19 protein-coding genes and 1 pseudogene are annotated in these 23,290 nt (G+C 62.1%); 9 read left to right on the top strand and 11 right to left on the bottom strand.

What is annotated here, in order from left to right:
• Nucleotides 1-7: 7 nt before the first annotated feature.
• The 5 genes from P0D89_RS24685 to P0D89_RS24665 form a co-directional block, all read right to left on the bottom strand.
• Nucleotides 8-2,050, bottom strand: coding sequence for a hydantoinase/oxoprolinase family protein (locus P0D89_RS24685; protein WP_408362272.1), 2,043 nt, complete (start codon nt 2,048-2,050; stop codon nt 8-10).
• Between the two features lie 123 nt (nt 2,051-2,173).
• Nucleotides 2,174-4,075 (bottom strand): ABC transporter ATP-binding protein, encoded by a 1,902-nt coding sequence (locus P0D89_RS24680; RefSeq protein ID WP_408362273.1) that lies wholly within the window; start codon nt 4,073-4,075, stop codon nt 2,174-2,176.
• Nucleotides 4,076-5,062 carry an ABC transporter permease gene (locus P0D89_RS24675; RefSeq protein WP_408362274.1) on the bottom strand — a complete coding sequence of 329 codons (987 nt, stop codon included), beginning with the start codon at nt 5,060-5,062 and terminating at the stop codon, nt 4,076-4,078.
• Between the two features lie 44 nt (nt 5,063-5,106).
• Nucleotides 5,107-6,060, bottom strand: coding sequence for an ABC transporter permease (locus tag P0D89_RS24670; protein WP_408153538.1), 954 nt, complete (start codon nt 6,058-6,060; stop codon nt 5,107-5,109).
• 86 nt (nt 6,061-6,146) lie between these two features.
• Nucleotides 6,147-7,724 carry an ABC transporter substrate-binding protein gene (locus P0D89_RS24665; RefSeq protein WP_408362275.1) on the bottom strand — a complete coding sequence of 526 codons (1,578 nt, stop codon included), beginning with the start codon at nt 7,722-7,724 and terminating at the stop codon, nt 6,147-6,149.
• Nucleotides 7,725-8,170: 446 nt separating this feature from the next.
• On the opposite strand from P0D89_RS24665, the gene P0D89_RS24660 reads away from it, so the two are divergent.
• The 8 genes from P0D89_RS24660 (at nt 8,171) to P0D89_RS24625 (ending at nt 16,496) form a co-directional block, all read left to right on the top strand.
• Nucleotides 8,171-9,055 (top strand): GNAT family N-acetyltransferase, encoded by an 885-nt coding sequence (locus P0D89_RS24660; RefSeq protein ID WP_408377389.1) that lies wholly within the window; start codon nt 8,171-8,173, stop codon nt 9,053-9,055.
• Between the two features lie 15 nt (nt 9,056-9,070).
• Nucleotides 9,071-9,994: a 2-hydroxyacid dehydrogenase gene (locus P0D89_RS24655; RefSeq protein WP_408362277.1), complete on the top strand. Its 924-nt coding sequence runs from the start codon at nt 9,071-9,073 to the stop codon at nt 9,992-9,994.
• Nucleotides 9,995-10,177: 183 nt separating this feature from the next.
• A complete protein-coding gene (locus P0D89_RS24650) occupies nt 10,178-11,602 on the top strand; it encodes an aspartate aminotransferase family protein (protein WP_408362278.1) in 1,425 nt (474 codons plus the stop codon).
• A 62-nt stretch (nt 11,603-11,664) separates the two neighbouring features.
• Entirely contained in the window at nt 11,665-12,162 is a 498-nt protein-coding gene (locus P0D89_RS24645) for an Lrp/AsnC family transcriptional regulator (protein WP_408153548.1), read from the top strand.
• Nucleotides 12,163-12,475: 313 nt separating this feature from the next.
• Nucleotides 12,476-13,570 carry a tartrate dehydrogenase gene (locus P0D89_RS24640; protein ID WP_408362279.1) on the top strand — a complete coding sequence of 365 codons (1,095 nt, stop codon included), beginning with the start codon at nt 12,476-12,478 and terminating at the stop codon, nt 13,568-13,570.
• 79 nt (nt 13,571-13,649) lie between these two features.
• The gene (locus P0D89_RS24635) at nt 13,650-15,122 is read left to right on the top strand and encodes an NAD-dependent succinate-semialdehyde dehydrogenase (protein ID WP_408362280.1); all 1,473 of its coding nucleotides are present in this window, start codon (nt 13,650-13,652) and stop codon (nt 15,120-15,122) included.
• The gene (locus P0D89_RS24630) at nt 15,119-16,102 is read left to right on the top strand and encodes a M14 family metallopeptidase (protein ID WP_408362281.1); all 984 of its coding nucleotides are present in this window, start codon (nt 15,119-15,121) and stop codon (nt 16,100-16,102) included. Before P0D89_RS24635 ends, P0D89_RS24630 begins: the two co-directional genes overlap by 4 nt.
• Nucleotides 16,103-16,151: 49 nt before the next feature.
• The gene (locus tag P0D89_RS24625; RefSeq protein WP_408362282.1) at nt 16,152-16,496 is read left to right on the top strand and encodes a cupin domain-containing protein; all 345 of its coding nucleotides are present in this window, start codon (nt 16,152-16,154) and stop codon (nt 16,494-16,496) included.
• Nucleotides 16,497-16,545: 49 nt separating this feature from the next.
• Here P0D89_RS24625 and P0D89_RS24620 read toward each other — a convergent pair whose 3' ends face one another.
• From P0D89_RS24620 to P0D89_RS24600, 5 genes are all read right to left on the bottom strand, one after another.
• Complete coding sequence (locus P0D89_RS24620) at nt 16,546-16,707, bottom strand: hypothetical protein (protein ID WP_408362283.1); 162 nt, start codon at nt 16,705-16,707, stop codon at nt 16,546-16,548.
• 533 nt (nt 16,708-17,240) lie between these two features.
• Nucleotides 17,241-18,326 carry a porin gene (locus P0D89_RS24615; protein WP_408377386.1) on the bottom strand — a complete coding sequence of 362 codons (1,086 nt, stop codon included), beginning with the start codon at nt 18,324-18,326 and terminating at the stop codon, nt 17,241-17,243.
• 111 nt (nt 18,327-18,437) lie between these two features.
• Complete coding sequence (locus P0D89_RS24610) at nt 18,438-19,757, bottom strand: MFS transporter (protein ID WP_408362285.1); 1,320 nt, start codon at nt 19,755-19,757, stop codon at nt 18,438-18,440.
• Nucleotides 19,758-19,822: 65 nt separating this feature from the next.
• Nucleotides 19,823-20,929 (bottom strand): M14 family metallopeptidase, encoded by a 1,107-nt coding sequence (locus tag P0D89_RS24605; RefSeq protein ID WP_408362286.1) that lies wholly within the window; start codon nt 20,927-20,929, stop codon nt 19,823-19,825.
• A 16-nt stretch (nt 20,930-20,945) separates the two neighbouring features.
• On the bottom strand, nt 20,946-21,734 hold the full coding sequence (locus tag P0D89_RS24600) for a gamma-glutamyl-gamma-aminobutyrate hydrolase family protein (protein WP_408362287.1): 789 nt from the start codon (nt 21,732-21,734) through the stop codon (nt 20,946-20,948).
• 110 nt (nt 21,735-21,844) lie between these two features.
• Here P0D89_RS24600 and P0D89_RS24595 point away from each other — a divergent pair, with 110 nt between their 5' ends.
• Nucleotides 21,845-22,762 (top strand): LysR family transcriptional regulator, encoded by a 918-nt coding sequence (locus P0D89_RS24595; RefSeq protein WP_408362288.1) that lies wholly within the window; start codon nt 21,845-21,847, stop codon nt 22,760-22,762.
• 338 nt (nt 22,763-23,100) lie between these two features.
• On the opposite strand, the pseudogene P0D89_RS24590 reads toward P0D89_RS24595, so the two are convergent.
• Nucleotides 23,101-23,290 (bottom strand): annotated as a pseudogene (locus P0D89_RS24590) (alpha-amylase family glycosyl hydrolase); the annotation flags it as partial.

Below are 23,290 nucleotides of genomic sequence, written 5' to 3'. Positions count from 1 at the left end.
TGCGAAATCAGTTGACGTTGGTGAACACGAGGTTGCCGTAGGTATCGACGCGGCCGCGGTAACCCGGCAGCACGCTGGTCGTGCAATCGTCCTGCGGGATCACTGCGGGGCCGTCGATTTGCTGGCCCGCTTTCAGGTCTTTGCGGTGATACAGCCCGGCGTCGTGGAACGCGCCGTCCATGAATACTCGAATCGTGCCGGCTGGCGTCGGCGCTTGCGTGCTGGTTTCGATCGGTTGAAGGACGGGCTTCGGCGTGGCCGCGGTGATGACAAGACGGAGTGCGACGACCTGCATTTTTGCGGCAACGTCGCGGTGTCCGTACAGCCGTTCATGCTCGCGATGGAACGCTTCCTCGAGCGGCGCGAGATCGTTGCCGGTCAGCCAGTGCATCTGCAACGGCGTATCGATTTCGAACGACTGGCCCTTGTAGCGCATCTCCGCGGAAATCGCGACCGTCGCGTTCGACGCATCGCCGATCTGGCCAGTCATCCACTCGCGCGCCGCGTTGTCGAGACCGCGCACATCGTCACCGAGCTTCGCCAGCGACGCCGCGTCGAGGTCGTAATAGGTGGTTTTGACGAAGTCGTTACGCGTATCCGCAATCAAGCCGCCGAGCGCGCTCAATACGCCGGGCGCCATCGGCACGAGGATGTTATCCATACCGATCGCGCGTGCGAAGTAGCACGCGAGCATCGGACCCGCGCCGCCGAACGGCAGCAGCGAAAACGTGCGCGGGTCGATCCCGAAACGCGACACGATCCGGCTCACGCCCGCATACATGCCCGACACCGCGACGTTGACGATCGCTTCGGCGGTCTTGTACACGTTCGAGCCGAGCCGGTGCGCAAGGACTTCCACCGCACGATGCGCGGCGTCGTGATCGACCTTCACCGAGTTATAACCGAGGCTCGCATTGCCGATCACGCCGAGCACGACGAACGCATCGGTGATCGTCGCGCGCGTGCCGCCGCGTCCGTAACAGACCGGTCCGGGGTTGGATCCGGCGCTTTCGGGACCGACTTTCAGCACGCCGAAGTCGTCGACCCAGGCGATCGAACCGCCGCCATCGCCGATCGACGACACCGACACCGACGGAATATGAATCTGGAAATCGCCGATATATTCGCCGCTCGCGTATTGCGGTTCGCCATCCACGATCAGCGCGACGTCGGCGGTCGTGCCGCCGATGTCGAGGCTCATGCACTGCTTCAACCCGCTTTGCCGCGCGACATACGCCGCGCCGATCACGCCCGATGCCGTACCCGACAGAATCATCTGCACGCAGTTGGTCTTGCCGGCCTCTGCGTTCATCACACCGCCGTTCGACTTGGTGACTTTCATGTCGGCGGTGATGCCGGTTTCAACCAGCGCGCGTTGCAGTGACGTCAGATATTGTGACACCTTCGGTTGCACGTAACCGCCGATCACCGCCGTCGACGTGCGCTCGTATTCGCGGATGATCGGCCACACGTCGCTCGAGCACGACACGAAAAAGCCCGGCATTTCGGCTTCGATGATCGCTTTCACGGCGTGCTCGTGCGCCGGGTTGCGATATGCATGCAGCAGCGAGACGACCACCCCTTCGCATCCCGCGCAGCGCAGCTTGTCGCATGCGTCGAGCACGCTCGCCTCATCGACGGGTGTTTCGACACTGCCCTGCGCCGTCAACCGTTCGACCACGCCGAACACGCGCTCTCGCGGCACCAGCGGCGCGGGCCGCTTCGACAGCAGGTTGTACATGTCCGGGCCTTTGAGCCGCGCGATATCGAGCACGTCCTCGAAGTTGCGCGTCGTGATCAGCCCGAGCCGCAAGCCCTTGCGCTGCACGACCGCGTTGACGCCGACGGTCGTACCGTGCGTGAAATAGGCGACGTCCTTTGGCGCGATGCCGTAACGCTCGGCAAGCTGTTCCATGCCGCTCAGCACTTCGCTGCCCGGACTATCGGGCCGCGAAAACACCTTCAATGTTTTCAGCTCGCCTGTCGCGTCGTTCAGTACGGCAAAATCGGCAAACGATCCGCCGATATCCACCCCGATTCTCATGCCCATGAAAGAGTCCCTTGACGTTAGTCCCGGAAGCCTGGACGAGCGCCTTCCGCCGGACGACCGGAATCACGCCCCGAAGCCATGCTTCGGGGTCCGTTTCAAATCGAATTGTCGAAAAGCCGCTCGCTAGGCGCGTTCGACCTGCGCGAACGCGAATGCTTCGTGCGGTGTCTGAAAGCTCAGCAAGTCGGCCTCGCTGCGATGGCACAGCACCTGCGCGCCGTTTTCCAACGTGCGAATCGACGGCGCCGCGTGGTTGCACAGGCCGTCGACTCGCATCGCGCAGCGGTCGAGAAACGTGCACAACTCGGGGTTGTCGGCGGACGGTCCGATCGGCGCGAGCGGCTGATGACAGCGCTCACTCGCCTCGTCGAGCCAGCCGGCGCGCAGCTCGGGCGCGGACGACACCAGCAGGTGGGAATAAGGATGGAACGGCGGCGCGCACAACGCTTCGCGGTTGCCGGTTTCCACGCGATGGCCCGCGTACAGCACGACGATGTCGTCGCTGATTGCGCGGACCTTCGCGATGTCGTGCGTAATGAACACATACGACACGCCGAGCTTGCGTTGAAGATCGCGCAGCAGATCGAGAATCGCCGCGCCAACCACGGTATCCAGCGCTGACGTCACTTCGTCGCAGAGAATCAGATCGGGCTCGGCCGCAAGCGCGCGCGCAAGATTGACGCGCTGCTTCTGGCCGCCGGACAACTCGAACGTCGAACGCGACGCAACCGACGCGGGCAGCTTCACCAGTTCCAGCAGTTCGGCCACGCGCGCCTTCGCCTTCGCGCCTTTGATGCCGTGATAGAACGCGAGCGGACGCGCCAGCGTGCGTTCAACCGTATGCACCGGGTTCAGCGCGGTATCGGCATTCTGGAACACGATCTGGATGCGGCGGAACTGCTCCTTGGTACGCTTGTCCAGATTGCCGGCGAGCGGCTCGCCGTCGAGCAGCAGACTACCGCCCGACGACGGCACCAGACCGGCGATCACCTTCGCGAGCGTGGTCTTGCCCGACCCGGACTCTCCGATCACGCCCACCGTCTGAGCACGCCCAATCCGCAAATCGACGTCGTTCAGGATCACTTTCGCGGGCCAGCCCTTCGCGTCCTTGCGGCCGTAGCCGGCCACCACGCCACGCACTTCGAGCAGCGGGGTGTCCGACGTGAGCCGGGCCTGGGGCGACTGCCCGGAGACCGGCGCGGGTTCATCGGCACCGCATGCGGCGCTGTCCGGCGTTACCGCGGCGATCAGGCTCTGGGTATAAGGATGCGCCGGTGCATGCAGGATCTGTTCGGTTGCGCCGGCCTCGCGGATCTGCCCGTCACTCAATACGAGAATCCGGTCCGCCATCTGTGCGACGACCGCGAGATCGTGCGACACGTAGACGGCCGTCATGCCGAATTCCTTTATCACGTTCTTGAAGGCCTGCAAGACATCGATCTGCGTCGTGACGTCGAGCGCGGTGGTCGGCTCGTCGAGAATCACCAGTTCGGGGTCGGTGATCAGCGCCATCGCCGCCATCAGACGCTGCAACTGACCGCCCGACACCTGATGCGGATAGCGCTTGCCGATCTTTTCCGGCTCAGGCAAGGCCAGCGCGCGAAACAGTTCGACCGCCTTTGCCTGCGCGGCGGCCTTTGAAAGCGTGCCGTGAATCAGCGCGCTTTCGATCACCTGATCGAGAATCGCACGCGCCGGGTTAAAGGCCGCCGCCGCGCTTTGCGCGATATACGCGACCTTGCGTCCGCGCAACGCGGCAAGCCCTTTCGCCGACAGCGACCGCACATCGGTCCCGCCAACGTGAATCGTCCCGCCGGAAATCCGGCAACCGCTGCGCGCATGTCCCATCAGCGAAAGCGCGATGGTCGTCTTGCCCGAGCCGGATTCGCCGATCAGCGCCAGCACCTCGCCGCGCGCCACGTCGAAATCGATGCCGTGCACGATGGTCGTATCCGGTTCGCCCGGACGGCTGCCGACCACGCGCAGGCCGCGCACCTCGACCAGATTGTGTGCGATGGTGCTCATTCAATGACCTCCAGCGGTGCGTGCGGCGGCTTTGCGGCGGCTGCGGTGCGGTAGCCCGTCGATCAGCAGGTTCACGCCGACCGTCAGGATTGCGATGGCCAGCGCGGGCATGATGACGACCGGTGCACCGTCGCCGAGACCCGCGATATTCTCGCGGACCAGCGAGCCGAGATCGGCATACGGCGGTTGCACGCCTAGCCCGAGGAAGCTGAGCCCGCTCAGCAGCAGCACGACGAACGTGAAGCGCAAGCCGGTATCGGTCAGCATGGGATGCAACATGTTCGGCAGCATTTCGACGCACGCGATATAAAGTGCGCTTTCGCCGCGTGCCCGCGACACCTGTACGTATTCGAGCTGGCTGATGTTGACCGCCAGCGAGCGCGCGATCCGGTACGAGCCGGGCATATAGCTGATCGCTGCGGTCAGCACGAGCAGCGTCAGCGAAGAACCGAACGCCGCGACGACCATCAGCGCGAACATCTTCGACGGGATCGACGTGATCGCATCGAGCAGGCGGCTCATCGTTTCATCGACGACACGGCCCGCAACCGCGGCCAGCAGGCCGAGCGTGGTGCCGGTGACAGCCGCAAGCAACGCAGCGGCCAGCGACAACAGCACGGTCAGCCGGGTGCCGTAGACGATCCGGCTCAGCATGTCGCGGCCCAGGTAATCGGAGCCGAGCGGCAGCTTCGCGCTGAATGGGGCGAACACGTCCGGCGTCAGGATCGTGCCGACTTGGTGCGGCGCGAGCCACGGTGCGAAAGCGGCGACGAACAGCGCGAGGCAGACCATGCAGAAGCCGATCCAGCCTCCTTTTGACAGACCCATGCGCGCAACCAGTGAACGGCGTTTGCGTTGCGGCGCACCCGACGGCGCTGCCGGCGCGCCGCCGAAGGGTTGCGAAGGCTGCGAGGGTTCGGGGTCCTGAGGACGATCCGCGCCTGGCGGCAACGCGCTGCTGCGTTGTACCAGTTCGTAATGGTTCATGGGCGGCTCCTGCTGCGGATGCGGTGAATACGGGCGGTTGTCGTTCATGTGCGCAATCTCGGGTTCGAGAGGATTGCGCAGAGATCGGCCAGAAAGACAAGCACCAGATAGCCGAGGCAAAACAGCAACGTGCAAGCCTGGACCAGCGGAAAATCGCGGTTCGCGACAGCGTCGACCATCAGACGCGCAAGTCCGGGGTAGTTGAAAATCGTCTCGACGACGATCACGCCGCCCAGCAGATAAGACAGACTCAACGCGATGGCATTCGCAATCGGGCCGATCGCGTTCGGCAATGCGTGACGCAATACGACGCGCGCCGGGCTGGCGCCCTTGAGCACCGCCATTTCGACATACGACGAACCGAGCTGCTCGATCACCGCGGCGCGCGTCATCCGAGCCATCTGTGCAATCACGACGGCGCACAACGTCAGCACCGGCATCGCATAGGCGCGCAAGAACTGGTTGAAATTATCGATCTCGCCGCTATACGACAGCGCGGACAGCCAGTGCAGCTTGACGGCCAGCACCAGCACGGCAACCGTCGCGATCAGGAATTCGGGCGTGGCGACCAGCGACAGCGTGCCCAGGCTCACGATCCGGTCGATCAGCGTATCGCGCCTGACTGCCGCCAGAATGCCGCACGACACCGCGATCGGCACCGACACGGCGGTCGTGATCGCAGCCAGCGTCAGCGAATTCGGCAGCCGGCCTTCGATCAGTTCCGTCACCGGCATGTTGTTGGACAGCGACAGGCCGAAGTTGCCATGCACCAGACCGATGAGCCAGTTCAGGTAGCGCAGGTAGGGCGGTTGATCGAGACCGAACTGCTGGCGCAATGCGGCCACCGTTTCGGGCGTTGCCGCCTGGCCGAGCGCGGCCTGCGCGGCGTCGCCGGGCAGCAGATTGGTGATCAGGAAAATGATGATCGACACGATCAGCAGCGTGAGCGCGGTGACTGCAACGCGCCGGCCTATCAGTGCGGCTATGTTCTGGTTCATCGTCCGGATCTCCTCAAGGTGACATCGCGCAAACTGGCGCGTGGGGACGCGCGCCGGTTTGCGCGTACTGCTTCAACTCGCAATCGTCACGCGTTCCACCATACATGCTCGGCGAACGAAAAGCCCATCATCGCACCAGTCGGGATCGAGCCGAGTCCTTGCAGACGCTGGTCGTTCGCATCGAGCAGGCTGATGAAGGCAGGAATGCCGATACCGCCCTGCTCGGCGACGATGACCTGCATGTCGCCGTACATCTGCTTGCGCTTCGCGTCGTCGGTTTCCGAGCGGGCCGCCAGCAGCAACTGGTCGAACTTCGGATTCTTCCAGCCCGACTCGTTCCACGCGGCGTCCGACTTGAAGAACTGCGTGAACAGCACGTCGGCGCTCGAGCGCGGATTCACGCTGCCGAATCCGAGCGGATGCTTCATCCAGTGGTTCGACCAGTAACCGTCGGCCGGTACGCGATTGACCGTGACGTTCAGGCCGACTTTCGCGCCCGTCTGCTGCATCAGTTCCGCAATTTCCACCGAGCCGTTCGCGTCGGGCGTCGCGTAGATCGGCGGCAGCGGCGTGCCGATTGCACCCGCTTTCTGGAAGTAGAACTTTGCCTTGTCCAGATCGACCTTGCGCTGCGGCAGCGATGCATTGAAGTAACGATGGCCCGGCGGAATCGGCTGGTCGTTGCCAATCACCGCGTAGCCGCGAAATACCGCCGTGCGGATCTGATCGCGATCGAACAGATATTTCATGCCGTTCACGAAATCAGGGTTGCCCGTTATCGTGTTGTCACGGCGCATGATGAGGTCCGAATACAGACCCGACTTGGTTTCCTTGACCGCGTAACCCGGCGTCGATGCGATGCGTTGCGTCGAACGAGGGTCCACCGAGTTGATCAGATGAACGTCACCCGACAGCAGTGCGTTCACGCGTGCGGCGTTGTCACTGATGCTGATCAGTTCGATCTGGTCGAGATACGGCAGGCCCGGCTTCCAGTAGCTGTCGTTGCGCACGCCGACCGTGCTGACGCCCGGTTTGAACGACTTCACCTTGTACGGGCCGGTGCCGATGCCCGCGTTGAAATCGGTCGTGCCGTCCTTGACGATCACGAATTGCGGCGTCGCGAGAATCACCGGCAGATCGGCGTTGGCCGATTCGAGCGTTAGCGTCACCTCGTTCGGACCGGTGGCCTTCACGTCGGTGAACTGGTCGGCCAGCGACTTTACCTTCGATGCCGTCGCCGGGTTTTTGTGGCGCATCAGCGAGTACACCACGTCCGCCGGCGCGAGCGCCTTGCCGTCGTGAAACGCGACACCCTTGCGCAACTTGATGACCCAGGTTTTCGCGTCGGACGTATCGAGTGCTTCCGCGAGGTTCATCTGCGGCGTCAGGCTTGCATCGAGTTGCGTCAGGCCACTGTAAAACATGAAGAAGCGGATATAGTCGCTGCCCGCCGAACCCTTCGCCGGATCCATCGTATCGGCGGTCGAACCGACGTCGTAGGCCACACGGATCTTGCCGCCTTTTTTCGGCGCGGGCGCGGCGAATGCGGACCTCGCGCCGGCCAGCAGTCCGCCCGCGCCGGTTGCCAGCATGCTGCCAGCAGCCATTACCCGCATCATGTCGCGGCGGCTGAAACCACCGTTTTTGACTTCGTCGTCGTTCATGCGAACTGCTCCTAACAATGAGAAGGTTGGATTCTGCTTAACCGGCATGAGACGATTTAAGCACCCCAAAAAACTACCGGTTGTCGCGATCGGAGCGTCCCGACCATTCGAATCGACCGTTTTGGGTGGTCTGCGCAGCACGATTTGCCGTGCCCCTCTGCGGTTATCGCCGCGTCTCCCGATGCGCCGGGGCGGCGGCATCGCGATAGCGGCGGCGAACAACGCTGCGTTCGAGAGAAATCGTAAAGTCTCATGCGTGATATATGCCGCCGACAAAAATGCCGATTCAGCACAATCGACGCGTTCCGGCCCGGTTGACGATGTGTTTTGTAGCGAGTTGCGTCGAACCGGATTCTGGTGAGGCAAGATAAAAGGAACGTCCTATTAACGACGCAGCCGAAATGCGACAGTCGCAGGCAAGTGTGACGTCTTTCAAGGAGTGAGCCGTGTCCGGATCCGCAGAACAAGAAACGCCTATCTATCGACGCTTTACCCCTGACGACATCGCGGCCGCGCATGGCCTGTCGATGGCGGTCAGCTGGCCGCATCGTGCCGAAGACTGGCGCTTTGCCGCCGATGCGGGAAGCGGGTTTGCCGCCGAAGAGGCCGGTGTGGTGATCGGCACGGCGCTGTTCTGGAAGTTCGGCGCGGATCGCGCGACACTCGGCATGGTGATCGTGTCGCCGGAACATCAGGGCCGCGGTATCGGCCGCAAGCTGATGATGCTGGTGCTCGAAGAGACAGGCAACCGGGTGACCTTTCTGCACGCGACCGTGGCCGGTCAGCCGCTGTACGAAAAGCTCGGTTTCCACGCGTGCGGCTCGCTCGAACAGCATCAGGGCGCGGTGTTCCAACCGCCGCTCGTGTCGTTGCCTGCGGGTGAACGTCTGCGTCCGCTGGGCGTCAACGACACGCCGCAACTGGTCGAACTCGCGTCGCGCGCATGCGGACTGGATCGCAGCGCGGTGCTGCCCGCACTGCTGCAGGCCGCCGACGGCATCGCGCTGGACCGCGACGGCGAACTGCTCGGTTTTGCGCTGTTCCGCCGTTTTGGACGCGGTTATGCGATCGGTCCGGTGGTAGCTGCAGATTCCCCCGATTGCAGCCGTGCGAAGGCGCTGATCCGCCATTGGCTCGCGCTCAACGAGGGCGCGTTCGTGCGGATCGACGTGCCGACCGGCAGCGGTCTGAGCGACTGGCTGATCGGCCTGGGCCTGCCGCGCGTCGACAAGGTCGTGAAGATGGTCCGCAATGCGGAGCCGTCGCGGGTCGAAGGGCCACCCGATACGCTGTTCCGCCAGTTCGGCATCATCAATCAGGCGATGTTGTGACCCTGACATTCTGCCGTGACCTTTCTCTATAAGGCCGATCCGGTTCGGGGTGCGCAATGGGCCGAACGCTTCGCGCTGCGTGCGCCGGACCTTCCGTTCCGGGTTTGGCCCGATATCGGCGACCCGGCCGAGGTCCGCTACCTCGCCGCGTGGTCGCCCGGCGATCTCGCCGAGACACTGCCGAACCTCGAAGTGGTGTTCTCGGTCGGCGCGGGCGTCGATCAGTTCGACCTGACACGCGTGCCGCCGCATTTGCCGGTCGTGCGGATGATCGAGCCGGGCATCGTCGAGGGGATGGTCGAATACGTGACCGAAGCCGTGCTGGCCGTGCATCGCGATCTGTTCGACTATGCATTGCAGCAGCAGGCGCGTGTGTGGCAAGCGTTGCCGGTGAGAGCGGCGTCGACGCGCCGGGTCGGCGTGCTGGGCCTTGGCATGCTCGGCGCGGCGGTGCTCGAACGTCTGAAGCTGTTCGGCTTCGCGTGTGCGGGCTGGAGCCGTTCGCCGCACCAGATAGATGGTGTGGACTGTTATGCGGGCGACGCGTCGCTCGGCGCGTTCCTCGCCCGCACCGATGTGCTCGTCTGTCTGTTGCCGCTGACCGATGCAACCCGCGGGCTGCTGTCGCGCCGGGTGCTCGATGCGTTGCCCGATGGCGCATCGCTGATTCATACGGGACGCGGCCCGCAACTGAACACCGCCGATCTGCTCGACGCACTGCGTCGCGGACGTCTGCGCAATGCGGTGCTGGACGTCACCGATCCCGAGCCGCTGCCTGCCGGTCATCCGTTATGGACGCAGCCGCGCGTGCGCATCACGCCGCATATTGCCAGCGCCACGCGTCCCGACGGCGCCGTCGATGCGGTTCTCGACAACCTGCGCCGTCATCGCAACGGTGAAGCGATGCTCGGAGAGATCGACCGCGAGCGCGGCTATTGAGCGCGTGATGCACTCGTACGCACTGTTGTTAAGCGGGCGCGGCAGAATATGCTGCGCGTTGGGTGCAAAACGCGTCAACTGCGTTCTTTGAGGTTTTTTTTGGCGACACGGCGGGTAGCGGGCAATCGTTAGTATGGACCGGTCAACAGTCACTTCCGCTCCAACCCGCGACGAGAACCCAACATGCCGAACCAATCGCTTATCGAAGCCGACCGCAAACACCTGATCCATCCGGTCATCAACTACCGCGCCCATGAAGCACGCGGCGTCACCGTGCTTGAATCGGGCCACGGCGCGTATCTGCGCGACCGCGATGGCAACGAACTGCTCGACGCATTCTCCGGCCTGTGGTGCGTGAACGTCGGTTATGGCCAGGACAGCATCGTCAAGGTCGCAGCCGAACAGATGGCGCGCCTGCCTTACGCGACCGGCTATTTCCACTTCGGCTCCGAGCCCGCGATCGAACTGGCGGAGAAGCTGGTGTCGTATGCACCGGTATCGCTGCAACACGTGTACTTCACGCTCGGTGGCTCAGATGCCGTCGATTCCGCGATCCGCTTCATCACGCATTACTACAACACGACCGGCCGTCCGTCGAAGAAGCATATGATCGCGCTGGAACGCGGCTATCACGGCTCGTCGTCGATCGGCGCGGGGCTGACGGCGTTGCCCGCGTTTCATCGCAACTTCGACCTGCCGTTGCCGAGCCAGCATCATTTACCGTCGCCGTATCTGTATCGCCAGCCGGCGGGTATCGACGCGAAGGCGCTGATCGCGCAGTCGGTGGCGGCGCTCGAAGCGAAGGTCGCCGAACTCGGCGCGGAGAACGTCGCGGCGTTCTTCTGCGAACCAATCCAGGGTTCAGGCGGCGTCGTGGTGCCGCCGGTCGGCTGGCTGAAGGCGATGCACGACGCGTGCCGCCGCCTCGACATCCTGTTCGTCGCCGATGAAGTGATCACCGGGTTCGGTCGCACCGGCCCGCTGTTCGCATGCGAAGCCGAGCAGGTCGAACCGGATCTGATGACAATTGCGAAGGGTTTGACCGCCGGCTATGCGCCAATGGGCGCCGTGCTGATGTCGGACGCGATCTATCAGGGGATTGCCGGCGAAGCAAACGGCACGGCGATCGTCGGTCACGGGCATACGTATTCCGCGCATCCGGTCAGCGCCGCGATCGGCCTCGAAGTGCTGCGGCTTTATCACGAAGGCGGACTGCTCGCGAACGGCCAGGCGCAGGCACCGCGCTTCGCTGCCGGTCTCGATGCGCTGCTCGATCATCCGCTGGTTGGCGATTCCCGGCATCGCGGCCTGCTCGGCGCGCTCGAACTCGTATCGGACAAGGAAAGCAAGCAGGGCTTCGATCCGTCGCTGAAGCTGTCGGACAGGATCGCTGCGGCGGCATATCGCAATCAGCTGGTGTTCCGTGCATTCGGCGACAACATCCTCGGGTTTGCTCCCGCGCTGTGCTATACCGAAGCCGAATTCGACCTGCTGTTCACGCGCTTGAAACGCACGCTCGACGAAGTCATGAACGAGGCGGATGTCCGCGCCGCGCTCAAGGGCTCGTCCCACGTGGGATCGCCCGGAACAAGGCGCGCGGCAGCATAACGGCGTGATAACATCGGCATGCCTTTAAAGGATAACCTTCGATCGTCAGACCGACCCAAGACATGAGTAGCGACTGCAAACTGGACCGGATTGACCTGCGCATTCTTTCGCAACTGCAGAAGAAAGGCCGCATTACGAATGTCGAACTTGCCGATGCCGTGGGGCTGTCACCCAGCCCCTGCCTGATCCGCGTGAAACGCCTGGAAAAAGCCGGCTATATCATCGGCTATGGCGCACAGATCCAGCTTGAAAAGCTGGGCGATGTGCAGGTGGTGTTCACCGAAGTCACGCTTGCCGATCATCGCCGCGAAGACTTCATCAAGTTCGTCGCGGCTGTTCGCGACGTGGACGAAATTGTCGAATGCCATCTTGCGAGCGGCGGCTACGACTATCTGCTCAAGTTCGTCACGCGCAGCGTGAGCCACTACCAGAGCATCGTCGAACGGCTGCTCGAACGCGACATCGGCATTGAAAAGTACTTCAGCTATGTGATAATCAAGACGCCGTTCATCAAGACGCACTACCCGCTCGAAACGCTGTTTTCGCAGAACCACAATTGAACGGTAGACGCGGTGCCTGGAGTCGACCGCTTGAGGCTGACTGCTCGAGGTTGCCCACCTCGGGCTGAGCACTTCCGCGCTACCGCCATGGCTCTACGCCAGCCGCGCCTTTCTTTCATTCCGCTTTACCCCCTCTTCGCCAACGCCACGCGACGCCCTCAAAGCGTCGTGTATTGCGTTCGCGCGCTCTTTTCGGAATGCGTGCAGTGTGCGCGCGTCAAATGCAGATTTTTATGCTGCGCACGCCCGCATAGAATGAAGCTCATCGTTTTACGCTAGCGCGTTGCTACGCGCCTATCAGGAGAGACCCGGTATGATCCGCAGTTATCGCATTGCCGTGATCCCCGGCGACGGCATCGGCGTCGAAGTGATGCCCGAAGGCTTGCGCGCACTCGAAGCAGTGAGCCACCGATTCGGTATCCGGTTCGACTTCAAACATATCGAATGGGCGAGTTGCGACTACTACGCACAGCACGGCCAGATGATGCCGGACGACTGGAAAGCGCAACTGCAAGACTGCGACGCGATCCTGTTTGGCGCGGTAGGCTGGCCCGACAAAGTCCCGGACCATATCTCGCTATGGGGTTCGCTGCTGAAGTTCCGGCGCGAGTTCGAGCAGTACATCAACCTGCGTCCCGCACGTCTTTTCGAAGGCGTGCCGTCGCCGCTGGCCGGACGCAGGGCCGGCGATATCGACTTCATGATCGTGCGCGAAAACACCGAAGGCGAGTATTCACCGGTGGGCGGCACGATGTTCGAAGGCACCGAACGCGAAGTCGTGATGCAGCAATCCATCTTCACGCGCCACGGCACAGAACGCGTGCTGAAGTTCGCGTTCGATCTCGCGCAACGTCGCGAGAAGAAGATCACGGTTGCGACCAAGAGCAACGGCATCTCGATCAGCATGCCATGGTGGGATGCACGCGCCGCCGAAATAGCCGCGCGTTATCCGGACATCAAGTGGGACAAGCAGCATATCGACATCCTGTGCGCGCGCTTCGTGCTGAACCCAGACCGCTTCGATGTGGTGGTTGCATCCAACCTGTTCGGCGACATTCTTTCGGACCTCGGTCCCGCATGCACCGGCACGATCGGCATTGCGCCGTCCGGCAATCTGAATCCCGATCGCACGCTTCCCTCGCTGTTCGAACCGGTTCACGGCTCCGCGCCGGATATCGCCGGCAGGAACATCGCCAATCCGGTTGCGATGGTGTGGTCGGCGGCGATGATGCTCGATTTCCTCGGCAACGGCGAAGGCATCGAGCGCGAAGCACACGACGCAATGCTCGACGCGATCCAGCATGTGCTGAAGGAAGGTCCGCGCACCGGCGATCTTGGCGGCAAAGCGAATACGACGGAAGTCGGCAAGGCACTCGCTGCCCGGATCGCCGGAACCGAACCGCGCTAATCGCGCCACGCGCGCATACATCATCTGCGACGCACGTACAAAGCACACACAGGTCACGAACCAGGAACGGAAACCGCCCATGTCACTTGAACAGCAAGCGCGTCCGCTGATCCGCGCGGACAACTTTATCGATGGACGCTGGGTTGCCGCGCAAAGCGGCAAGCGCTTCGCCGTCACCGATCCCGCGACTGGCGAGCGCATCGCCGAAGTCGCCGACAGCGGCCCGCAAGACGCACGCGCCGCCACCGACGCGGCCGCGCGCGCGCTGCCGCAATGGCGCGCCCGGCTGCCCAGGGAACGCGCCGCCGTGCTGCATCGCTGGCACGCGCTGATCCTCGCGAATCAGGATGCGCTCGCCGCGCTGATCTCGCTCGAACAGGGCAAGCCGCTCGCGGAAGGACGCGGCGAAGTCGCGTATGGCGCGTCGTATGTCGCGTGGTTCGCGGACGAAGCCACGCGCATCTACGGCGACCTGATCCCGCAGCAGCAGCGCGGCAAGAAAATGAGCGCGGTGAAGGAGCCGATCGGTATCGTCGCCGCTATCACGCCGTGGAATTTTCCGCTTGCGATGATCGCACGCAAGATTGCGCCTGCACTCGCGGCAGGCTGCACCGTGGTCGGCAAACCGGCTGAAGACACGCCGCTGACCGCGCTCGCGCTGGTCCAGCTTGCGCACGAAGCCGGTGTCCCGGCGGGCGTGCTGAACCTGATCGCGTCGTCGCGCGAATCGGCGGTGGAAGCCGTCGCCGACTGGCTCGGCGATAGTCGCGTTCGCAAGATCACGTTTACCGGATCGACGCCGGTCGGCAAGTACCTGGCACGCGAATCGGCAGGAACGCTCAAGAAGCTGTCACTGGAACTGGGCGGCAACGCACCGTTCATCGTCTTTGACGACGCGGATCTCGACGCGGCGATCGCAGGTTTGCTTGCCGCGAAATTGCGCAACGGCGGACAGACCTGCGTGTGCCCGAACCGCGTGTATGTGCAGGACGGCATTTACGATCGCTTCGCCGCGCTTTTGCGTCAACGGGTCGCCGCATTGCGCGTCGGACCGGCGACGGACGAAGCGTCGCAAATCGGTCCGATGATCAACTTGCGCGCGGTCGACAAGATTGCGCGTCACGTCGAGGATGCGCTCGCCAATGGCGCGACGGTGCTAACAGGTGGGCGCCGTCTGACCGAACTCGGTCCGAACTACTATGCGCCGACCGTGCTCGGCGACGCGTCGTCAAAGATGGCGCTGTGCGGCGAAGAAACCTTCGGGCCGGTCGTGCCGCTGTTCCGTTTCGACACCGAACAGCAAGCCGTCGATGCGGCGAACGACACGCCATTCGGTCTTGCCGCGTATTTCTACAGCGAGAATCTGCGCCGCATCGAACGCGTATCGCGGGCGCTGGAAGCCGGAATTGTTGGAATCAACGAAGGCGCGCTGTCGTCGGAAGCCGCGCCGTTCGGTGGCGTGAAGGAATCGGGCTACGGTCGCGAAGGCTCGAAATACGGCCTCGACGACTATCTGTCGATCAAATACCTGTGCCAGGGAGGATTGGAATGAGCAACGAAGCGAACCACGCGTATCCGATCGAAATCGAATTCCCCGACATTTCCGCGCATGCCGAAGGCAACACCGGCATTGCCTACGTGCAAACGTTCGACTCGGGCGCGCCCGGCCCGCACGTGATGATCAATGCACTGACACACGGCAACGAAGTGTGCGGCGCAATCGTCGTGGATACGTTGTTGCGCGCCGAGTTACGGCCACGGCGCGGCAAGCTGACGCTGTCGTTCGCGAACGTCGATGCGTACGCGCGTTTCGATCCGGAACGCCCCGACGCCGCGCGCTTCGTCGACCAGGACTTCAATCGCGTGTGGACCGCGACCATGCTCGACGACCTGTCGCGCACATCGAGCGAACTCGAACGCGCGCGTCAGATGCGTCCGGTGATCGACACCGTCGATGCATTGCTCGACCTGCATTCGATGCACGAGAAAAGCGCGCCGCTGATCGTCGCTGGTCCGCTCGACAAAGGGATCGCGCTAGCGGTCCAACTTGGCACGCCCGCGACCGTGATCTGCGACGAAGGCCATCCGGAAGGACGCCGGATGCGCGACTACGAAGACTTCGGTCGCGACACGAGCCCAAAAAACGCACTGCTGATCGAATGCGGCCAACATTGGGAAGAAAGCGCCGTGACGGTCGCACGCGACACCACCGCGCGCTTTCTGCTGGTGGCTGGTGTAGTCGACGAAAGCGACCTGCCTGATGGCTGGCTCGCGCCATTGCCATCGACACTGCATGTGGTGCGCGTCACCGAACCGGTCGTCGCAAAGAGCATGGATTTCCGCTTCGCCGGTGCGTACACCGGGCTCGAAATCTTCGATAAGGCGGGAACGGTGATCGGCTGGTCGGACGGCCAAGCGGTAGTTACGCCGTATGACGATTGCATGCTCGTGATGCCGTCGCTGCGTCAACTTCGCCCCGGCGTGACCGTCGTGCGGCTCGGCAAGATCGAACAGCGCATCGAGCGCGCGTGATCCTCAGCGTAATTCCCGGCCAGTCATTCAACTACAAGGAGAGCATCTCGTGAAAGTTCAGCAGATCAAGGAGGCCGTACGGTTTCAACCACTCGAAGACTGGGGAACCGCCGCTCTGCCGGGCACCCAACCAGCGCGGATCTCGGGACGTCAATACGTGATTCCGGGCGCGGAAGCGGTCGATACCGGCGTGTTCGAATGCTCACCGGGGACGTACCGCCGCTCGGTCAAACAGGCCGAAGTGATGCATTTTCTGGCGGGTTCTGGATCGTTCACGCCGGACAGCGAAGACACGATCCATTTTACCGGCGGCGATACGTTGTTCTTCGAAGCGAACACTGAAGGACTGTGGCGAGTGAATGAAACGATGCGGAAAATCTATGTGATTTTTTAGCCAACGCCGGCCTCGCCGGCATCGCTTGTGCTGCAACCGGGCGTCACCTTCAAACCATTGAGGTGGCCTCGATTTCGATCCTCAGTCGGAAGTGCAGCGCAGAGACCGGCAGCACCGCTCCGGGCAACCGCGCGCCAGCGCCCCAGCGCGCGCAAATCCGCTTGAGCTTCGAAAACGGACAAGTGCCGAACCGAAGCTGCACGTTCTCCATGTAACGCTCTACTTCCTATAGGTCGACGCGTCCGGCTGGAGCGCGGGCTTCGCGTTCGATTGGGCTACTACTGCACCCGCCGTCTGGAATGCCGTCCTATTCAATAAATAAGGCATCCTTATATATTGAATACGTCCCGGCGTCACCGGTTGTTTGCACCAGAACCGCCTGCACGTGCTCGCCTACAACATGAAGCGGGTTATCAAGCTTTTCGGTTCAGAAACGGCTATGAAAGCGATGCGGGTGTGAAACCCGTATGCGACTCACTGACCCGCAATACATTCGGCACTGAATCGACGTTCGTCGTCCCGCAATCGATACGCCCCAATCTGCCAACGAGCCAGCGTGTCCTCAAACTTCCGCCGGCTGCGCGTTTTGACACACTCTGGGCCGGTCTTTGCCAGACAGCCACCGGCGCTACGCGACCCTCTGCGAACCTTGGGTGGCGCGAATGCGAACGACCCCTTCCAAGGTTTTTCGGTCGCTTACGCCTTAAGACTCGTCACGGCGCCCCGCATACCAGTCCCAATCAATCAGAAGAAATGGCGCAGACCAACGCGGGATACGAACTGCTTGTCTGTCGACGAAGTTCCCATCGCAGCGATCGACGCAACCGTACCGGTCGCTCCGCCCGCCTTTTGCCCTGCCAGTTCGACATAGATATCAGTCTGCTTCGACAGCAGGTAATCGGCAGCGAGGTTGACCATAAACCAGTGGGAATCGTCCAGCTTGTCGTAAGACACTTTTGCAGATAGGTCGATATCCGGCTTCGGACGATAGTCTCCGCCGAGATGCACTACCTGGTCCGTCGCGGACTGTCCAGTGAGCTGAAGCTTCGTGTTCGTATAGACCGCTGAGGCGCGCCAGTCGCCAAACGTGTACATTCCCGCCGCGCCGAGAATGCGCTGGTTGTCTACCAGCAGTACGGTCGATGGCGTCATTCGCTGCCCGAGCAGGGTCGGCACGCCTGTCGCTCCGGCCAGAATCTGAACCTTGTTGATGTCGGTGACGACAAGTCCGGCCTGGAACGGGCCGTAGCTATACTGAGCATTTGCACTATAGGCGCGCCCAATGTTCGTCGAGGACGTTCCGGCATTCTGTCCGAACGAATACATTGCGCCGAAGCTGAAGCCCCCGAAGCTTGCGCTGTTGAACTGCACAGCGTTATTGAGCCGCTCGCCGGACGCGCGATCGAGGTCGGCATTCTGGAAAAGCATGATCCCCGTGTTCAGGAACGGCACCATGTATCTTTCCAGTTGCAGAGTGTAGTCGTACTGGCGGCCGAGAAGCACATCACCGACGCCAGTTTTCCCGAGACCAACATACGCCTGCTTGCCGAAAATCAGGCCTTGGCCAAGCGCGCCGCTGTTCAGGGAAAATCCGTTCTCAAGTTTGAACACCGAGTGCAAGCCGCCGCCGAGATCTTCGGTTCCCGTGAAGCCAAGCGCGTTCGACTTATTGATGCCGTCCGCCATCTTTACCACCGACTTGCCGCCGATATTGTTGATGTAGCTAATGCCGTTGTCGACGCTGCCATAGATCGTTACCGACGACTGGGCGAATGCGCTCGCACCCAACGACTGGAGTGTGAGCAATGCCGCGATGTGGTGTCTCTTCATTTATTTTCTCGTGAAAGTGCGTTGATCTCAGAAAAAAACGGCGTAACGAGGCCGACGCTACGCACGCCTCGTTACTGCGTCACTGCAAGGGGTCTTTGCGCTGCCCTTGGGTCAGGTTCCGACGCGCTTGTCGCGGGTCTCGGGCAGCAGGGACATCGCAAGGAGGCTGACCACGCTCGTTGCCACTACGTAGTAAGCGGGGGCCAACTCACTATGGGTCAGCGCGATGACCCAGGTAACGGCGAACTGCGTTGTACCGCCGAAAATCGCGGTTCCCACGCCATAGGTAATCGCGATCCCGGTGCTTCGGAAATGTGCCGGCATCAGTTCCGGAATGGCGACCAGGCCGCCAGTGGCGCTTGCCGCAGTCAGCGATGCCAGTACGGCAGTTACAGCGAGGAGAGTCGACGCGCCCGGCGCGGAGGAGAGACACCAGAACATGGGCACGATCAGGACGGCGAGCGCGACCCGCGGCACGATCATTGCGGCCTTGCGTCCCCAGATATCGCAAACAATGCCACCGACAAGCGCAAAAACGAATGTCAAGGCGCCGCCAACGAGCACGCTCATCTGTGCAAGGACGGGCGGCAGCTTCAGGACCTGGATGGCATAGGTGGTCATGTAGTTTCCGACCTGCGTGGAGACGGCACCGGCCAGCAGGACCAGCGTGCCTAGCACGACATACCGGAGGTTGCCGGAAAGGCGGCTCGTGTCGCTTTGTCCCGGCACCGCTGTCTTGGCGCTGTGCTCAAGCGTCTCCGGCATCTTTCGGCGGATGTAGATCGCAACCGGAACCAGCAGGAGGCTGAACAGGAAGGGAACTCGCCAGCCCCAGCTGGCAAGCTGTGAGGGAGACAGCAGTAGCGAGATGGCCACGCCGATCATGCCACCGACACAGACGGCCAAGCCCTGGCTCGCGAGTTGCCAGCTCGTGTAGAGACCCCGACGGTGAGCGGGCGCTGCTTCGATCAGAAGCGCTGTCGCGGGGCCGACTTCGCCCCCGAGGGCGAATCCCTGAACCAGTCGGCAAATCACCACGATAACGGGCGCCGCCGCACCGATAGCCGAGTAAGCCGGTGTTGCGGCAAGGCCCAAAGTGCCGATCGTAATCAGCGCGACCGTGAGGATCATCGCCGGCTTGCGCCCGGCCCGGTCGGCGAACCTGCCGATCAGAATCGCGCCCAACGGACGCATCAGGAAGCCAACGCCAAAGGTTGCCATCGACGCCAGCAGACTGCCGAATTCTCCACCAACGGGAAAGAATGCCCGGCCGATATAGACGGCGAAGAACGCATAGATGACGAAGTCGTAGAATTCGAGTGCGTTGCCGGCTACTGCTCCTGCGACTGCTGTCCGGCTGAGCCCGGCATTCGCGTGGACCGTCCTGCGTCGCTCTTGAGGATCCGCCTCAAACGTACTGGGCGTGGTCATGTGGTGTGTCTCCATTGTTGTAATGTCCTCGGATGCCGTTCAGGCATCTGGCCAAATGGCCGGGCTCACTCGTCGGCGTTTCTCTGCATGCCGTTGAGCGACTGCAAGTAGACCTCTCGCCCTTGCACCCAGGCTGCGAGGTTCCAGTCCTCGCGTTGGGGGTAGAAGGCTCGTTTGAGCGCAGCCTTGATCGAGTCCCGCTTCGACCCATCGGCGCATCCGTAGCGATGTAGCCAGTGCTCCGCTCGCATGGCAACAACAACCTCTTCCATAGGGTAGGTGCCGAACTCGAGACAAACGTTCGTCTGTACGGCTTGCGGGCACTCTTGCGAGAGCGCAGCCTGGATCGGCCCGGTCAGCGGAATGCTTGAGGAAGTCCCCGTGGAAACGGATGTGAGGTTATCGCCCCACCATCGCCGGGAACGGTCCAGCGTAACTGGGTTTTCAGGTGCCGCGAAAATGCGCTCGCCCACTCCATACGGGCCGAGGCCCGTATGGATGTCAATCGAAGCGATATGTCGGCTTGTCGCGGCATAGTTGCGCAGAATCTTCCGGAACGTCTCATTGCTCCAGGTCGGCGCCGTGCCGCCGAAGTGCAGTCCGTCCTTGAAGGCATATTGGCCTAGTGAAACCGCTCGCTGGAAGCCCCGTGCACCGACTCGCTCGCGAAATGCGTCCAGGTGTACCTCGTTATCGCTTCGCGGGGGCCACTCAGGCGGCAGAAGCAGGTCATGAATCTCTGCATAGCCCGGGTTGTCCGGAAGCGTTGTTGAGAAGTCAACAAAATTACGGTTCAGATCGACGTTTTCCTGCGTAGCCCGGCGCGTATGCGAGAAACCATAGGGGTTGACAGCATGCACGTGAAGCACAGCGGTATTCTCAGTGTCGAACCTTTGCCCCGGATCGGATGCCAGCTCGAGAAGCCCGGTCTGTATCGCCGATCCGCAATATCCTTCGACGCCGTGGCATCCGCTGATCACGATCAGCAGGTTGGACGCCCCTTCTGGCCCGTCCAGGACGACATCGGTCGCCAGGGTTTCGCCATTCGCACCGCGTAGCGGCAATTCATGGGAGTCGACAGTCAGTCCCCTGCGGGAGGCCGCGTCGACGAACTTTTCACGCGCTTCGGCGTAGCTGTTGCTGAACAGCTGGTTGATTGCTTGTTGTTTCACGGTCAGATTGTGCGATTCAAGCGGAGATGCGGGATTGCAGGCGCTCCTGTTGCCGGAGCCGACAGGCGTTGCCAAAAGCAGTAAATATCGCGTGCGCAAGTGGGCTGTCATCTACGCGCATTTCGGGGTGCCATTGCACGCCGAGCGTGAATTGCGTGGCCGACTCGACGGAAACGGCCTCGATGAGGCCATCCGGCGCCTTCGCCTCAACGCGCAGACCAGCGCCCAGCCTCTCGACCCCCTGATGATGCAGAGAGTTGACCATTGCCGTTGCCTCATTCGAGAGCTGCGCGAGTCGCCCGCCAGGGACGATGTCGATCGCGTGGCGGTCTTCGTACCAGTGCTCCAACGGCCGGTCATGGTCGCCTTCACGGTGGTCAAGGCGACCGGGCTGATCATGGACAGCGCGCTCCAGCGTGCCGCCAAACGCGACATTCAGTTCCTGAAATCCGCGACAGATGCCAAGAAGCGGTACTTTCGCCTCGAGGATTTTTGGCAGCAGCGGTAGTGAAACGGCGTCTCGGTGCGGATCGACGAACGTGCATGCGGGCAGGGGTTCCGCCCCGTATCGCTCCGCGGCGACGTTGGATGGGCTGCCGGTCAGGAGCAAGCCGTCGATCGAGGCGATCAGTGTTTCAGCGTCGACGCCTTCGGCATGGGCCGGAACGATGATGGGAAGCACTCTGGCGACCTTTGCGAGCGCATGCACATATCCCTCCAGCACGGCATGGGCCATGTGCTTCTGGCGCTCAAAACGGTCGGCGATGATGGCGACGACAGGCTGAAAAGAAAGCGGGTGATTCATGGCGATCAAAAGTCTCGAAGTTATGGGGCGAGTCTAGATAGCTGATTTGGTAATGTAAATTGCATAATTTTTTGGGATATCATGCAATTCATGCAAGTGATCGTCGATCTATGAATAACCGTCAGCTTCACCATTTTCTGGCCCTGTTAAACGAGGGTTCGTTGAGCGCTGCCGCCATGCGTGTTCACCTCAGCCAGCCGGCGTTGTCTCGAAGCATCAGGGCGCTGGAGGATTCACTTGGTGTGCCGCTTTTTGACCGTACCGAGCGCCGGCTCCGTCCCACCGTGTATGCCCATTCCTTTGCGGAACGGGCGAGGCGCATTGTCTTCGAAGAGAAGGAGGGCATGCGGGCTCTAGAACTGATGCGCACCGGCGACGCGGGGACACTGTCGTTCGGAATGGGGTCGTCGCTCGTGAGCTCGCTCCTCAAGCCGATGATGCTTCAGTTGCTCGAGGGAGCGCCTCGATTGAAGCAGCGCTCTGTCATTGACTCTTCGGACCGGCTGATGCAGCTACTGCTCGAAGAGAAGCTCGACTTCTTTGTCGGTGACATCAGGGTTGCGGCTACCCAACCTGATGTCGCCGTTGAGCCGGTCTATCGATTGAGGTTCGGATGGTATGCGCGCACGGGTCACCCGCTATCGAAGCGAACGGCAGTCACGATAGGGCAAGCGATGCAGTTCCCGCTGATTGCGGCCGGCTATCTGGAGGAATCGCTCGCCCGTCGTTTCATGGAGCTTTATGATCTCGCGGGGGCGTTCGCCGATCACTTTGCTGTGGTTGTCAATGATCTCCCCACCGTGGAAGATCTTGTTTCCTCGACCGATGCAATCGTGCCATCCACCGACCATGCGATGCTAGCCGGCATACGGACCGGGAGGATCGAGTCGATTGATCTCGCACCTCGACTCGACATGGAGCTCACGATAGGGATCGTCCGCCTCAAAGGGCGGACCCTCATACCCGCAGCGGAGCGAGCCTTTGCGATCGTGCGGGAACGCCTGGCACGTGCTGTTCATGTCGCCTGACGCGTGCGCGCCACAAGCTAACGAACCGTCGCTTCCAATCGGATCGTCGAAGGAGAACTGCCTCGTTATGCAAGAAAGGACGTTGATTCGACCGACGATGGCTTACTTGCTCCGTGTGGCCCATTCGGCAAAGTGCGTTTGCCGAATGAGCAGTCGGTTTAAGTGCGTTGCATCCACCGGTTGAATCCGCCCTTGAGAGCGGACAGTCGCGGCCCGTGGCAACTCGATGGCGCAGTCGGCTCGTCGCGGCGGGTGGAGTTGAGTTGGAGTTGCCCGGGTTTCGCCAGCGTGTCACAGCGCGGGTTTGCAGCGCTCACGCTTGGCCCCGGGCGCGGCCTTCACGACGCGGTCATTTCGAAGACGTGGTAGCTCCAAGGCGGCAGATCCAGGTAAAGACCACGCGAAATGAGATCGTTGCCATCGCGATCAAGACTCGTCGGCCCCATCATGTCCGTCAGCCGCACCGTTTTGCCGATCACGTCGGCAAACGGGATTCGGACATAACACTGACTCTGGTTGCCCGCGTAG

The sequence above is a fragment of the Paraburkholderia sp. RL18-085-BIA-A genome (assembly GCF_046027075.1).
Lineage (GTDB): Bacteria > Pseudomonadota > Gammaproteobacteria > Burkholderiales > Burkholderiaceae > Paraburkholderia.
Note: the sequence above shows the minus strand (reverse complement) of the source record. Positions and strands in the feature narration are given on the sequence as shown.

Coding starts and splice junctions, on each gene's coding strand:
- P0D89_RS24685 (WP_408362272.1), bottom strand. CDS start 2,050: ATGGGCATGAGAATCGGGGTGGATATCGGCGGATCGTTTGCCGATTTT.
- P0D89_RS24680 (WP_408362273.1), bottom strand. CDS start 4,075: ATGAGCACCATCGCACACAATCTGGTCGAGGTGCGCGGCCTGCGCGTG.
- P0D89_RS24675 (WP_408362274.1), bottom strand. CDS start 5,062: ATGAACCATTACGAACTGGTACAACGCAGCAGCGCGTTGCCGCCAGGC.
- P0D89_RS24670 (WP_408153538.1), bottom strand. CDS start 6,060: ATGAACCAGAACATAGCCGCACTGATAGGCCGGCGCGTTGCAGTCACC.
- P0D89_RS24665 (WP_408362275.1), bottom strand. CDS start 7,724: ATGAACGACGACGAAGTCAAAAACGGTGGTTTCAGCCGCCGCGACATG.
- P0D89_RS24650 (WP_408362278.1), top strand. CDS start 10,178: ATGCCGAACCAATCGCTTATCGAAGCCGACCGCAAACACCTGATCCAT.
- P0D89_RS24645 (WP_408153548.1), top strand. CDS start 11,665: ATGAGTAGCGACTGCAAACTGGACCGGATTGACCTGCGCATTCTTTCG.
- P0D89_RS24640 (WP_408362279.1), top strand. CDS start 12,476: ATGATCCGCAGTTATCGCATTGCCGTGATCCCCGGCGACGGCATCGGC.
- P0D89_RS24635 (WP_408362280.1), top strand. CDS start 13,650: ATGTCACTTGAACAGCAAGCGCGTCCGCTGATCCGCGCGGACAACTTT.
- P0D89_RS24630 (WP_408362281.1), top strand. CDS start 15,119: ATGAGCAACGAAGCGAACCACGCGTATCCGATCGAAATCGAATTCCCC.
- P0D89_RS24620 (WP_408362283.1), bottom strand. CDS start 16,707: ATGGAGAACGTGCAGCTTCGGTTCGGCACTTGTCCGTTTTCGAAGCTC.
- P0D89_RS24615 (WP_408377386.1), bottom strand. CDS start 18,326: ATGAAGAGACACCACATCGCGGCATTGCTCACACTCCAGTCGTTGGGT.
- P0D89_RS24610 (WP_408362285.1), bottom strand. CDS start 19,757: ATGACCACGCCCAGTACGTTTGAGGCGGATCCTCAAGAGCGACGCAGG.
- P0D89_RS24600 (WP_408362287.1), bottom strand. CDS start 21,734: ATGAATCACCCGCTTTCTTTTCAGCCTGTCGTCGCCATCATCGCCGAC.
- P0D89_RS24595 (WP_408362288.1), top strand. CDS start 21,845: ATGAATAACCGTCAGCTTCACCATTTTCTGGCCCTGTTAAACGAGGGT.